Raw genomic sequence first — 12,889 nt, 5'->3', positions numbered from 1 at the left:
AAACCCGTCACATCTGTCCGTGCTACCCCGGCGACTGGCCAGGGTAGCGGAACAATGTCAGCGGGGCTGTTTTTTGTTACGTAACAGATTCAGGCTTTCTACCGCCATGGAGAAGAACATAGCAAAATAGATGTAACCTTTCGGAATATGAATGCGGAAGCTCTCGAGTATTAATGTGAAGCCAACGAGGATGAGAAACGCCAGCGCCAGCATTTTTACCGACGGATGACGTTCAACAAAACCGCCAATAGTCCGCGCGGCAAACATCATCACCATCACCGCAATTACCACTGCGGCCATCATAATAATCAAATGATCGGACAGGCCAACCGCTGTGATCACCGAATCGAGGCTAAAGATAATATCCAGCAGCATAATCTGTACGATGGCACCCATGAACGAATGCACGTTGGTTTTGTGCTCGTCAAAACCGCCCTCAATAGTTTCATGAATCTCCATACCTGACTTCCACAGCAGGAACAGTCCGCCGCCCAGCAGTATCAGGTCGCGCAGGGACAAGTCGTGATCCATCACGGTAAAGAGCGGGTCGGTCAGGCGGATAACCCAGGCAATGGAAGCCAGCAGACCGAGGCGCATTAGCATCGCACCGGCCAGACCCAGACGGCGGGCGGTATTTTGCTGGTGCTTCGGTAGCTTCGCCACCACCAGCGAAAGGAAGATAATATTATCGATACCGAGAACGATTTCGAGGACGGTCAACGTTCCGAGGGCTAACCATGCGTTGGGATCGGCAATCCATTCAAACATTATTTCGTTACACCTTAAACTTAAACAAAATATAAACGAAGATTATACGCAGGTTGATTGCAGCATGAAAATTTTACTGCATTTTTTTAGCGTGCATTCCGCCAGTGCGGTCATAACAAAAAGTGCTGGGCAAGCAGTGGAGCGGTAAAGGTTTTCTTCAGGTAAAAGCCGCGCGGCAGCGTCATGACAGGTTGCCCGTTGCGGCCAATCGCTTCAGTCAGCGCTTTGCTGTTGGCGGCCTTTGGGCGGATTTGCAGCACTTCACCGTGGCGGGCAGTGATTTGATCCACCTTGCCCAGCACGATCATATCCATCAGCTCTTCCCAATCGCTTTGCAGCTGCCGTTCTTCGTCTGCATTCGGGCTCCATAGCAATGCAGCACCAACGCGCCGCTGCACCAGCTCAATGCTGCGCTCGCCTTCTACCGGAACCCACAACACCCGTGCCAGCTTATACCGGACGTGGCTGTTGTGCCAGGTGACTCCGCTGTTACCGGTCAGCGGTGCCACGCAGACAAAGGTCGTTTCCAGCGGGCGGCCTGCGGCATCAACCGGAATCGTCTTCAGCTCTACGCCAATCTCGGCAAAATCCTGCTGCGGTTTGCTGCCGGCGTTGGCACCAAGATAACGTTCCAGTAGCAGGCCGACCCAGCCTTTATCGCGCTTCAAATCACGCGGAACAGGTAAACCGATGCGCAACGCCAGTTCCCCAAGCGTGTAGCCCGCCAGTGCGCTGGCTCGCGCCAGCAACTCATCTTCATTTTGTGGTGGGGGGATCCGATCAATCTCAGCGTTCATTATCGCTTCCGTTATTGTTCAAAAAACAGGCGCTTTTTATTTGCGCCGCTCCTTTCCATTCTGGAACTGGGGGTAACGCTAATAATAGCATGATATATGGCGTTTTTTTATGGCATCAGCCGCCTGAACATTGACAATGCGCGGCGGTTTTACCCGGCTTGTCACCGGGAATGAACAGGATCACCGGGGTAGTTATCCACAGAAAAGTGGGATAACTCACAGGTAAAGCCCATACTGTTTCCATTTACAGCCTTGACGCGGGCATTTTTCTCAAGTTTTAACCTGATCCAGCCTAACTAATCGACATATTCTGTGGATAACGTAGTAAGCGTTCGATCTTTCACCAGTGACGGTTCAGGTTGATATGACAGCGGTATGACAGCGGGCGTAAAAGCGGCAATTTATGATAAATATCGTTGATAAATATGCGTTTAATTTTATGTTGTGCAAAAGTACACTGTGCTGTGAGTAAAGTTTTCCCCATCTGTTAACAGAGTTCTACACAAAGCTATCCACAGAAAACGTGAATAAGATCGCTCTTTTATCCGCAATTCTGTTCATAACTTTGCGATTTGCCAACAGTTATCCCAGCCTGATTCAGCAGGATCGTGTAAAAGCAGTGGTTTACCGTCTGTAAGGAGTATGAAACAATCAGAACATCCAGTTTTAGTTTGAGGTAGTCCGGTGATCGATGATGATGGCTACCGCCCGAATGTGGGTATCGTAATTTGTAACAGGCAGGGGCAGGTTTTGTGGGCCAGGCGTTTTGGTCAGCACTCCTGGCAGTTTCCTCAGGGCGGGATTAATCCTGGTGAAACTGCGGAGCAGGCGATGTACCGCGAGCTTTTCGAGGAAGTCGGCCTGAACCGCAAGGATGTTCGTATCCTTGCCGCGACCCGTAACTGGTTACGATATAAGTTGCCGAAACGTTTGGTGCGTTGGGACACAAAGCCGGTTTGTATCGGCCAAAAACAGAAGTGGTACCTTCTGCAGCTGATGTGCAATGACGCGGATATCAATGTGCAAACCAGCAGCACGCCAGAGTTCGACGGCTGGCGCTGGGTGAGCTACTGGTATCCGGTTCGCCAGGTCGTCTCTTTTAAACGTGATGTTTATCGTCGCGTAATGAAAGAGTTCGCTGGCGTGGTCATGCCCCTGCAGGAGAGTGCCGTACAGAGAAATACGCCAGGTTATCGACGAAAGAGAGGTTAAGCCACATAGATTATGCTCACACAGCTGCGCGAAATAGTTGAAAAAGTGGCGGCAGCGCCCCGGCTTACCGAGGCGCTGGATATCCTGGTTAACGAAATTTGTCTGGCGATGGATACCGAGGTCTGCTCGGTCTATCTTGCCGACCACGACCGCCGCTGCTACTACCTGATGGCAACGCGCGGGCTGAAGAAACCGCGTGGGCGCACGGTCGCACTTGCCTTTGATGAGGGGATCGTCGGGTTGGTTGGCCGGCTGGCAGAGCCTATCAACCTCGCCGACGCACAGAAACACCCCAGTTTTAAATACGTTCCCTCGGTCAAAGAAGAGCGTTTCCGTTCTTTTCTTGGCGTGCCGATTATCAGCAGACGTCAGCTATTGGGCGTGCTGGTGGTACAGCAACGTGAGCACCGCCAGTTTGACGAAAGTGAAGAATCTTTTCTGGTCACGCTGGCCACCCAGATGGCGGGGCTACTCTCACAGTCCCAGCTTAATGCCCTGTTTGGCCAGTACAGACAAACCCGTATCCGCGCGCTGGCAGCCGCTCCCGGCGTTGCTGTTGCCAAAGGTTGGGTTGACTCCAGTCAGCCCTCTCTGGAGAACGTCTTCTCCGCTTCAACGCTGGACACGGTGCGCGAGCGTGAGCGTCTGGCGCTGGCGCTGAGCGAAGCCTCGAACGAATTCCGCCGCTACAGCAAGCGTTTCACGGCCAGTATGCACAAAGAGAGCGCGGCAATCTTCGATCTCTATTCTCACCTGCTGAGCGATGCGCGCCTGAAGCAGGATTTGCAGAAGGAGATCGATGCCGGTTCGGTTGCCGAATGGGCGGTGAAAAAAGTGGTAGAGAAATTTGCCGCCCAGTTTGCCAGCCTGCAGGACAGCTATCTGCGCGAAAGGGCAGGGGATCTGCGCGTTCTTGGTCAGCGCCTGCTGTTTCACCTTGATGACACTATGCAGGGCACCAACACCTGGCCTGAGCGTTTTGTGCTGGTGGCTGATGAGCTGACCGCCACTACCCTGGCTGAACTGCCGCACGATCGCCTCGTGGGCGTGGTAGTACGCGACGGGGCTGCCAACTCGCATGCGGCCATTATGGTGCGCGCGATGGGCATTCCGACGGTAATGGGTGCCGATATTCAACCTGAACTGATGAACGGCCGCCTGCTGATCGTCGACGGCTATCGCGGCGAGCTGCTGGTCGATCCTGAACCGGTGCTGGTACAGGAGTATCAGCGGTTGATCAGCGAAGAAAACGAGCTGAGCCAGCTGGCAGAAGATAACGTTTTCCTGCCCGGCACGTTAAAAAGCGGTGAGCAGGTCAAGGTGATGCTTAATGCGGGACTGAGCGCCGAACATGAACAGGTTTTGGGCAACCGGGTGGATGGGGTTGGGCTGTACCGCACCGAGATCCCGTTTATGCTACAAAGCGGTTTTCCGTCGGAAGAAGAGCAGGTTGCGCAGTATCAGGGTATGTTACAGCTGTTTCTCGATAAGCCAGTCACGCTGCGTACCCTGGACGTTGGTGCAGATAAACAGCTGCCGTATATGCCGATCAGCGAGGAAAATCCGTGCCTCGGCTGGCGCGGGATCCGCCTTACCCTCGACCAACCTGAAATCTTCCTCGTCCAGCTACGCGCCATGCTGCGAGCCAACGTTGCCAGCGACAACCTCAATATTTTGCTGCCGATGGTCAGCAGCCTTGAGGAGATCGACGAAGCCCGCAAGCTGCTGGACCGCGCCGCGCGTGAAGTTGAAGAGATGCTGGGTTACGCCATCCCGCTGCCTCGCCTCGGCATCATGATTGAAGTGCCGTCGATGATCTTTATGATCGACCAGCTCCGGCAGCGGGTTGATTTTGTCTCGATTGGGACCAACGATTTAACCCAGTATCTGCTGGCGGTAGACCGCAACAATACCCGCGTGGCCAACCTGTACGACAGCCTGCATCCGGCGATGCTGCGCGCGCTGAAAGCGATTGCTGAAGCCACCCGGCACGCCGGCATTGAGCTTTGCCTGTGTGGCGAAATGGCCGGTGACCCCATGTGCGTGGTGCTGTTAGTTGGCCTTGGCTATCACCACCTCAGCATGAATGGCCGTAACGTGGCGCGCGTGAAGTATCTGCTGCGCCATATTGAACTGAAAGAAGCCCAACTTTTGGCCCAGCGCGGGCTGGAAGCGCAGCTTGCCAGCGAAGTGCGCCATCATGTGGTCAGCTTTATGGAGCAGCATGGATTGGGCGGATTAATCAGAGGCGGCCGCTGAAACAGCGCCGCCCGGTGATGATGCCTGACAAAGTTTACCGTTCCCCGAACCTGAATAACTCGCTTTATGCTATGATCCGCGCCTTCTTATATCGCCTTTGGCGCACGGCTCCCCGTCAAGACTGACTTTAATAATGGTGAAAGATGAATAACGGCTATCTGGCTTTCCCTCAATTCGATCCGGTGATCTTCTCCATCGGACCGGTTTCACTGCACTGGTACGGGCTGATGTATCTGGTGGGCTTTGTCTTCGCCATGTGGCTGGCGGTGCGCCGTGCCAACAAGCCGGGCAGCGGCTGGAAAAAGGAAGAAGTGGAAAACCTGCTGTATGCCGGTTTCCTTGGGGTCTTTCTTGGCGGGCGTATTGGCTACGTGCTGTTTTACAATATGCCGCTGTTCCTTGAAAACCCGCTGTATTTGTTCAAAGTCTGGGATGGCGGCATGTCATTCCACGGTGGTTTGATTGGGGTTATCGTGGTGATGCTGGTATTTGTTCACCGCAGCAAACGTCATTTCTTCCAGGTCGCTGATTTTATCGCGCCGCTGATCCCGTTTGGCCTCGGGGCGGGTCGTCTCGGCAACTTCATTAACGGCGAACTGTGGGGTCGCGTTGACCCGAACCTGCCGTGGGCGATGCTGTTCCCCGGCTCACGTAGCGAAGATATCGCGCTGGTAGCAACACACCCCGAATGGCAGCAGCTGCTGGCAACCTGGGGCGTATTGCCGCGTCACCCTTCACAGCTTTATGAGCTGGTTCTGGAAGGCGTGGTGCTGTTTATCATTCTTAACCTGTTTATTCGCCAATCCCGTCCGATGGGCGCAGTATCCGGGCTTTTTCTTATTGGTTACGGCGCGTTCCGCATTATCGTTGAGTTTTTCCGTCAGCCCGACCAGCAGCTTGGCCTGTTTGGCGGCATCAGCATGGGGCAGATCCTGTCGCTGCCGATGATCCTGGCCGGAGTGATTATGATGATTTGGGCGTATCGTCGTCGCCCGCAGCAACGAATTCGAGAGGCAAAATGAAACAGTATCTGGCATTAATGCAGCATGTGCTTGAGCAGGGCACGCCGAAAGACGATCGTACCGGCACCGGTACGCTGTCAATCTTTGGCCACCAGATGCGTTTCAACCTGCAACAGGGCTTTCCGCTGGTCACCACTAAAAAGTGCCATCTGCGTTCGATTATTCATGAGCTTTTGTGGTTCCTGAATGGCGACACCAATACGGCTTATCTGAAAGAAAATAAGGTGTCGATCTGGGACGAATGGGCGGACGAAAACGGCGATCTCGGCCCGGTCTACGGCAAGCAGTGGCGCAGCTGGGGAACCGCAGACGGGCGACAGATTGACCAGTTGAGCAAGGTTATCGAACAGCTTAAAAGCGATCCTGACTCAAGGCGTATTATTGTTTCGGCCTGGAATGTCGGCGAGCTGGAGCAGATGGCGCTGGCGCCGTGCCACGCCTTTTTCCAGTTCTACGTGGCGCAGGGGAAGCTCTCCTGCCAGCTGTATCAGCGTTCTTGCGATATTTTCCTCGGTCTGCCGTTCAACATTGCCAGCTATGCTTTGCTGTTACACATGATCGCGCAGCAGTGCGACCTCGAAGTGGGCGATTTTGTCTGGACCGGCGGAGATACCCACCTGTACAGCAATCACCTGGAACAGGCTCGTTTACAGCTGCAGCGTGAACCGCGCGCGTTGCCAAAACTGGTGATTAAGCGTAAACCGGCCTCGCTGTTTGACTATTGTTTCGACGATTTTGAGATTGAAGGTTACGATCCGCACCCGGCGATTAAAGCGCCGGTGGCCATCTGAAGCTCCCCCCTGATTTCGGCGGGTAGCAGGCAAACTGCTCAGGCAGCAACGGATAGCTTGCCGCCTGAGGTCGTTCAAAATGCCACCATTCGGTGGCAATGCCACAGAATCCCCCACCAAACAATGATCGCGTTCAGCAACAGGCGATGACGCAGAGCCTGCATTGGCACAGCAGGATGATACGCATGAGAGCGCGGATGCATCTCGTCGAACCCGGTTCCCATATCAACAACCCTGCTTTCCTTGTCCACCAGCGTCACATCCACCACCGTACCGCGACAATGGTTTGAACCCTCGTCAGGCGGGATAACATAGTCCGGGTCCGAACAGGACAGCCATAAATTTTGCTGTGCCTGCTGTGGACGGTACGCGTCGTAAATCAACAGGGTAAAACCTGCCAGCTGTACAATGTGCACGCTGCGCGCCAGGGCAGCATCAGGATGCAGCAGACAGCGATCTTCACCATAGATAGCCTGCCCGGTGATATTGTCTGCCGTGGCGTACTTTTAAGCGATCCTCACCTGCGGCAGCGCGACGCTGATGTCGACCAGCTCGGTATCAGGCATCAATATTTCCCCCTTTTGGAAGCCGCATCTTAACGTTAATGAGTGTTCATGCAACATCACAATTATCCTGGAAGGAAGCTCGCATCCCGATCTGTTGGTGCTGGCAACAGCAGGAGAAAAGCGCACACTGGCCGGTATGAAAATAAGGAATGTCTCCGGTTTTACGCTGCTGGAAATGCTGGTGGCGATCGCCATCGCCTGTCTGCTCAGTTTAGGGGGCTGGCGAGGCTGGCACGACTGGCAGCAGCGGCAGCAGCTGGATGACTGCGCGCAGCAGATCCGGCACCTGCTGCAGCGAATACGCAGCGATGCCAACTGGCATAACGCCGTGCGGTTGCTGTGGCTTAAACCCGGTGCGCGCTGGTGTCTGGGGGCAGGCAGTGTGCCAGCACGCTGTCGCGCCGGAATGCGACATGCTCTGCCGGCACCGTACCCTGGAATACGCGTGCAGGAAATCACTGCGGGAACAGGGTTTTATGGCAAAAACAGCGTGGCTCACGCTGGCAGAATCGTTATCAGTAGTCCCGCTGGTGAACGGCGCGTGATCCTCTCGGCTCGTGGCCGGGTGCGCATCTGCGCACAGTCGGAGGAGCAATGCCGATGAAAACACAGGGCTTTACGCTGCTGGAAATCTTGATTGCTATGGCGATTGGTAGCGTGCTGTTGCTCGGCGTTGCGCGCACGCTGCCGCTGATACAGACGCAAAATCTGCGTTTAATGATGCAGGCACAGCTGCACGAGGAATTGCAACATATGATGCGGAGCCTGGAAAAAGCCGTGCGGCGTGCCGGTTACTGTAACGGCACATGCCAGGGAAAGGGGTTGCGCATCGGCCGCGCTGATGGCAGCTGTCTGCTGGTGCGCTGGGATGAAAACAGCAACGGTCAGTGGGAAGGAACGGGGCATAAAGACAGTGATTTTTACGGCTACCGGCTGCGCGCTAAAAGTCTTGAGATGCAGCGCGGAGTGGACAGCTGTGAAGGCGGCGGCTGGGAACGGCTGAACGAACCCCGGTTCATCACTATAAGTGCTTTTCAACTGGAAATGCGTCACCGGCTGATGAAGGTGACGCTCAGCGGATTTGCGAAAGCCTGGCCTGACGTCTCGCTAACCGTCGAGCACTGGCTGATGGCGGAGAACCTGTAATGCGCCTGGATTCCCAGCGCGGCAGCGGTACGTTAATCATGGTGGTCATCCTTCTGCTAATGGGAACGCTTATGCTTAACGCCACGCGGCGACAGCTCAGTGATGCAGGCAGCCTGGTCGGCGATGAACGGATTTACCTGCAACAATTTACCGCCGCAACCTCGGCGCTGGCCTGGGGGCAGCGTCTCTCCTGGAAAGCAGCCGACGGCTGGCAGTGCCAGCAGCAGGGAGAGTACCGCTGGCGTGCCTGTCTGCACTTTGCGCGGATGCTGCTGCGCGCCGATAGCGGGCCGCAGACCCTGGTACTGTATCACTGGATGAAAAAATCCCGTTCAGGCGAACTGCAGCCCCGACCACACGGCTGGCTGGACTACTGCCCGCTGGCAAAAAAGGGAGGATGCGATGTGGAATAACCAGAAAAATCAGCGTGGGTTCAGTCTGCCAGAAACGTTGTTTGCCCTGCTGCTATTTAGCGTCAGTTTTACCGCGTTGATGAAATATCAGCAGGTGCTGGGGCTGGGGTTTCAACAGCAGTGGCAGCAGCGTGAAGCCTGGCGCCAGGCTTTTCAACGCCTGCAGGGTAATGTACAGATTAATGAGAGCATGGGCTGGCACAGCCAGCTCAGCTCGCGCAGCGGCCCGGTGGGTTGCCGGTTGCTCAGTGCCCAGGTGACCAGCCCTGCAGGACGGCAAGCTGCGCTGACTCAACTGAACTGCCAGCATGGCCGCAGATAGCCTGCGGCGTTTTCAAGCCGTGCGGAACGGGTTACAGTACCCTCCGCGACATCATTAAGGGGCAGCGCCGTATGTTTCATGTTTACCATTCGAATCAGCTGGACGTGCTGAAAATGTTGGCCTGCTGGCAGATAGAAAACCAGCCGTTGCGCGATCCGCTGCGTTCTGAGGTGGTACTGGTGCAAAGCCCCGGCATGGCGCAGTGGCTGCAAATGTCGCTGGCCGAAGAGTTTAAGATTGCTGCCAATATCGACTTCCCGCTGCCCGCCAGCTTTATCTGGGACATGTTTGTACGCGTACTGCCTGAAATCCCTAAGGAGAGCGCATTTAACAAGTCCAGTATGAGCTGGAAGCTGATGGCGATCCTGCCCGGTATGCTGCCGGGGGAAGCCTTTACCATGCTGCGGCACTATCTGAGTGACGACGACGACAAGCGTAAGCTTTTCCAGCTGGCATCGCGCGTGGCGGATCTGTTTGACCAGTATCTGGTCTATCGTCCACAGTGGCTAAACGGCTGGGAAAAGGGCCAGCTGACAGAGGGGCTGGGGGATGCTCAGATATGGCAGGCCCCGCTGTGGGCGGCGCTGGTGGAATACACCCGGCGTCTGGGACAGCCGGAATGGCACCGCGCCAATCTTTATCGGCGTTTCATCTCCCGGCTGGAAAACAGCAGCACGCGCCCGCCAAATCTGCCCGACCGGGTATTTATTTGTGGTATTTCGGCGCTGCCGCCGGTTTACCTGCAGGCGCTACAGGCGCTGGGAAAGCACATTGAAATCTACCTGCTGTTTACCAACCCCTGCCGTCACTACTGGGCTGATATTCAGGACTATGCTTTCCTCGCGAAGCTGCAAAGCCGCCATCGCCGCCATTACCAGGATAACCGCCCGATCCCGCAGTTTCGCGATGCCGACAACGCTTCCTCGCTGTTTAATGACGCTGGCGAGCAGCAGCTAAGTAACCCGCTGCTGGCTTTCTGGGGGAAGCTGGGGCGCGACAATCTCTATCTGCTGGCGGATATGGAGCCGGACGAAGTGTTCGCCTTTGTTGATATTGAACCTATCAATCTGCTGCAAACGCTTAAGCGCGACCTGCTGGAGCTGGAAGATCATGCGGTGATTGGCCTGCTAGAAAGTGAATGGGAGAACAGCCGCAGCAAGCGCGTGCTGAACGCAGATGACCGATCGGTAGAGATTCACCTGTGCCACAGCCCGCAGCGTGAGGTTGAAGTATTGCAGGACAGGCTGCTGGCGATGATGGCCGACGACCCGAAGCTGACCGCACGGGATATCATTGTGATGGTCGCCGATATCGATGCCTACACGCCGTTTATTCAGGCGGTGTTTGGCAATGCGCCAGCCGATCGCGCCGTGCCGTTTGCCATTTCTGACCGCCGTGCCAGCCAGGCGCATCCGGCGCTTCAGGCCTTTATTTCCCTGCTCAGCCTGCCGGACAGCCGCTTTACCGCCGAGGAGGTGCTTGCCCTGCTGGAAGTGCCCGCCGTCGCCAGCCGTTTCGCCATAGACGAAGAGGGACTCAGCCTGCTGCGCCACTGGGTAGCGGAGTCGGGTGTGCGCTGGGGGCTGGACGATGATAGCGTGCGCGAGCTGGATCTGCCCGCAACCGGCCAGCACACCTGGCATTTTGGCCTGACGCGCATGCTGCTGGGCTATGCCATGAACAGCGAAGCGGGCGACTGGCAAGGGATCCTGCCCTTTGACGAGTCCAGCGGTTTGATTGCCGAACTGGCGGGAAATCTGGCTGAACTGCTGATGCAGCTTAACCGCTGGCAGCAGTGGCTAAGTGAACCGCGTGAGTTGGATAGCTGGTTACCGCTGTGTCGCCGGATGCTGGATGACTTTTTTAACAGTGATGCAGAAACAGATGCCGCGCTGGCGCTGATTGAAGAGCAGTGGCAGCAGGCGATTAACTACGGCGTGCAGGCCGGGTATCGACAGGCGGTGCCGCTCACCTTGCTGCGCGATGAGCTTTCATCGCGCCTTGACCAGCAGCGTATCAGCCAGCGATTCCTCGCCGGCCCGGTCAATTTCTGTACCCTGATGCCAATGCGCTCAATCCCGTTCAAAGTGGTGTGCCTGCTGGGCATGAACGACGGAGTCTATCCGCGTACCTTGCCGCCGCTGGGCTTTGACTTAATGAGTCAGCAATTGCAAAAGGGCGATCGCAGCCGTCGCGACGATGACCGCTATCTGTTCCTTGAAGCACTTAACTCGGCGCAGCAGCAGCTGTATATCAGCTATATTGCCCGCTCGATACAGGATAATACTGAACGTTACCCGTCGGTGCTGGTCAGTGAACTGGTGGAATACATTAGCCAGAGCTTTTGCCTGGCTGAAGACAGCGCCAGGGATGTTGACAGCAGCGCTGAAGCGGTAGTGAAACATTTGCATCATCTGCACAGTCGTATGCCATTCGCGGCGGAGAATTTTAGCCCACAGGCAGAATTTCGCAGCTTTGCCGCCGAGTGGCTGCCCGCTGCCAGCGGACAGGGAACGGCCCATCCGCCATTTATGCGGGCGTTGCCGGAAGAGAGCGAAACGGTCATCGGTTTTGACAAGCTGGTTCGTTTCTGGCGCCATCCGGTTCGGGCTTTTTTCAGCCTGCGGCTTGGCGTCAGCTTCCAGCTGGAAGAGACCGGGTTGCCGGATGCGGAACCGTTTTCCCTTGATGGCCTGAGCCGCTACCAGGTTAACAGCCTGCTGCTTAACAGCCTGATCGACGGAAACGAAGGTGACAAGCTGTATACCCGCCAGCGCGCTGCCGGGGTACTGCCATACGGCGCATTCGGTGAACTGTTCTGGCAGGAACAGGAAGCAGAAATGAGCGAACTGGCCGCGCAGGTGCGTGAGCAGCGTGCGGCGGCGGAAAACTGGGAAATCTCGTTAACGTTGGGTGGAGTAACGCTTAGCGGCTGGCTGGCACAGGTACAGGACAACGGGCTGCTGCGCTGGCGTCCGGGCAAGCTGAATGTTAAAGATGGCCTGGCGCTATGGCTGGAACATTTGGTGTACTGCGCCATGGGCGGCAGCGGCAGCAGCCTGATGCTGGGGCGTGAAAAGAGCGTGTGGCGTTTCCCGCCGCTGGCTGCCGATGCCGCGCAGCAGCAGCTGGTTCACTATATTGGTGGTTACCGCCAGGGGATGCGTGCGCCCCTGTTACTGACCGCTTCCGGCGGTGCTTGGCTGAAAGCGTGCTTTGATCAAAAGACTGGCGTTTTGCAGCATGATGAGGCCACGCAGAAACAGGCACGCGGAAAGTTATTGCAGTGCTGGCAGGGAAATTATCAGGTTGAGGGCGAAGGGAGCGATCCTTACCTGCAACGGTTGCTGCGTCGGCTGGATGATGACAGCGTGCAGGAGATGATCGCTCAGGCAGAGCGCTGGCTGTTACCGCTTTTGCTGCACCATCAGCCTGACTAAGCTGCCGCCTTGGGGATGAAGGCACCTGTCAGGTCAACAGACATTGCGCGTAAGATCCTGTCGTGTTTTTATTGAATGGTGGATGAAGTTAGCGTGCGTCATCGGGCGCATGATGGAAGGTTTAAGCCGATATTCATCTGGCAGGAAGTCAGA

General features: G+C 56.0%; 11 protein-coding genes and 1 pseudogene. 9 read left to right on the top strand and 3 right to left on the bottom strand.

The window, feature by feature from the left end; all coding sequences use genetic code 11:
- Nucleotides 1–57: 57 nt before the first annotated feature.
- Both EPYR_RS14470 and mutH read right to left on the bottom strand, forming a co-directional pair.
- On the bottom strand, nucleotides 58–768 hold the full coding sequence (locus EPYR_RS14470) for a TerC family protein (RefSeq protein WP_012669115.1): 711 nt from the start codon (nucleotides 766–768) through the stop codon (nucleotides 58–60).
- A gap of 110 nt (nucleotides 769–878) precedes the next feature.
- On the bottom strand, nucleotides 879–1,565 hold the full coding sequence (gene mutH, locus EPYR_RS14465; RefSeq protein WP_012669114.1) for a DNA mismatch repair endonuclease MutH: 687 nt from the start codon (nucleotides 1,563–1,565) through the stop codon (nucleotides 879–881).
- 684 nt (nucleotides 1,566–2,249) lie between these two features.
- On the opposite strand from mutH, the gene rppH reads away from it, so the two are divergent.
- The 4 genes from rppH (at nucleotide 2,250) to thyA (ending at nucleotide 6,849) form a co-directional block, all read left to right on the top strand.
- Nucleotides 2,250–2,777 carry an RNA pyrophosphohydrolase gene (rppH, locus tag EPYR_RS14460; RefSeq protein ID WP_012669113.1) on the top strand — a complete coding sequence of 176 codons (528 nt, stop codon included), beginning with the start codon at nucleotides 2,250–2,252 and terminating at the stop codon, nucleotides 2,775–2,777.
- Between the two features lie 12 nt (nucleotides 2,778–2,789).
- A complete protein-coding gene (gene ptsP / locus EPYR_RS14455) occupies nucleotides 2,790–5,036 on the top strand; it encodes a phosphoenolpyruvate--protein phosphotransferase (protein WP_012669112.1) in 2,247 nt (748 codons plus the stop codon).
- Nucleotides 5,037–5,179: 143 nt separating this feature from the next.
- On the top strand, nucleotides 5,180–6,058 hold the full coding sequence (gene lgt, locus EPYR_RS14450) for a prolipoprotein diacylglyceryl transferase (RefSeq protein ID WP_012669111.1): 879 nt from the start codon (nucleotides 5,180–5,182) through the stop codon (nucleotides 6,056–6,058).
- The gene (gene thyA, locus EPYR_RS14445; RefSeq protein ID WP_012669110.1) at nucleotides 6,055–6,849 is read left to right on the top strand and encodes a thymidylate synthase; all 795 of its coding nucleotides are present in this window, start codon (nucleotides 6,055–6,057) and stop codon (nucleotides 6,847–6,849) included. Before lgt ends, thyA begins: the two co-directional genes overlap by 4 nt.
- Here the strand turns inward: thyA and ddpX are convergent.
- Nucleotides 6,827–7,415 (bottom strand): annotated as a pseudogene (gene ddpX, locus EPYR_RS19500) (D-alanyl-D-alanine dipeptidase). The gene thyA and the pseudogene ddpX overlap by 23 nt on opposite strands.
- Nucleotides 7,416–7,551: 136 nt before the next feature.
- On the opposite strand from ddpX, the gene EPYR_RS14435 reads away from it, so the two are divergent.
- The 5 genes from EPYR_RS14435 (at nucleotide 7,552) to recC (ending at nucleotide 12,736) form a co-directional block, all read left to right on the top strand.
- Nucleotides 7,552–8,019 (top strand): prepilin-type N-terminal cleavage/methylation domain-containing protein, encoded by a 468-nt coding sequence (locus tag EPYR_RS14435; protein ID WP_012669108.1) that lies wholly within the window; start codon nucleotides 7,552–7,554, stop codon nucleotides 8,017–8,019.
- Complete coding sequence (locus tag EPYR_RS14430) at nucleotides 8,010–8,561, top strand: prepilin peptidase-dependent protein (protein ID WP_014539382.1); 552 nt, start codon at nucleotides 8,010–8,012, stop codon at nucleotides 8,559–8,561. Before EPYR_RS14435 ends, EPYR_RS14430 begins: the two co-directional genes overlap by 10 nt.
- Nucleotides 8,561–8,974, top strand: a complete 414-nt coding sequence (locus tag EPYR_RS14425; RefSeq protein ID WP_012669106.1) for a DUF2509 family protein — start codon at nucleotides 8,561–8,563, stop codon at nucleotides 8,972–8,974. The genes EPYR_RS14430 and EPYR_RS14425 overlap by 1 nt, the downstream gene beginning before the upstream one ends.
- A complete protein-coding gene (locus tag EPYR_RS14420) occupies nucleotides 8,964–9,296 on the top strand; it encodes a prepilin-type N-terminal cleavage/methylation domain-containing protein (RefSeq protein ID WP_012669105.1) in 333 nt (110 codons plus the stop codon). Before EPYR_RS14425 ends, EPYR_RS14420 begins: the two co-directional genes overlap by 11 nt.
- 71 nt (nucleotides 9,297–9,367) lie before the next feature.
- Nucleotides 9,368–12,736 (top strand): exodeoxyribonuclease V subunit gamma, encoded by a 3,369-nt coding sequence (gene recC / locus EPYR_RS14415; protein ID WP_012669104.1) that lies wholly within the window; start codon nucleotides 9,368–9,370, stop codon nucleotides 12,734–12,736.
- The last annotated feature ends 153 nt before the right edge of the window (nucleotides 12,737–12,889 follow it).

The sequence above is a fragment of the Erwinia pyrifoliae DSM 12163 genome, from assembly GCF_000026985.1.
Taxonomy (GTDB): domain Bacteria; phylum Pseudomonadota; class Gammaproteobacteria; order Enterobacterales; family Enterobacteriaceae; genus Erwinia; species Erwinia pyrifoliae.
This window is presented reverse-complemented; position numbering and strand designations above follow the sequence as displayed.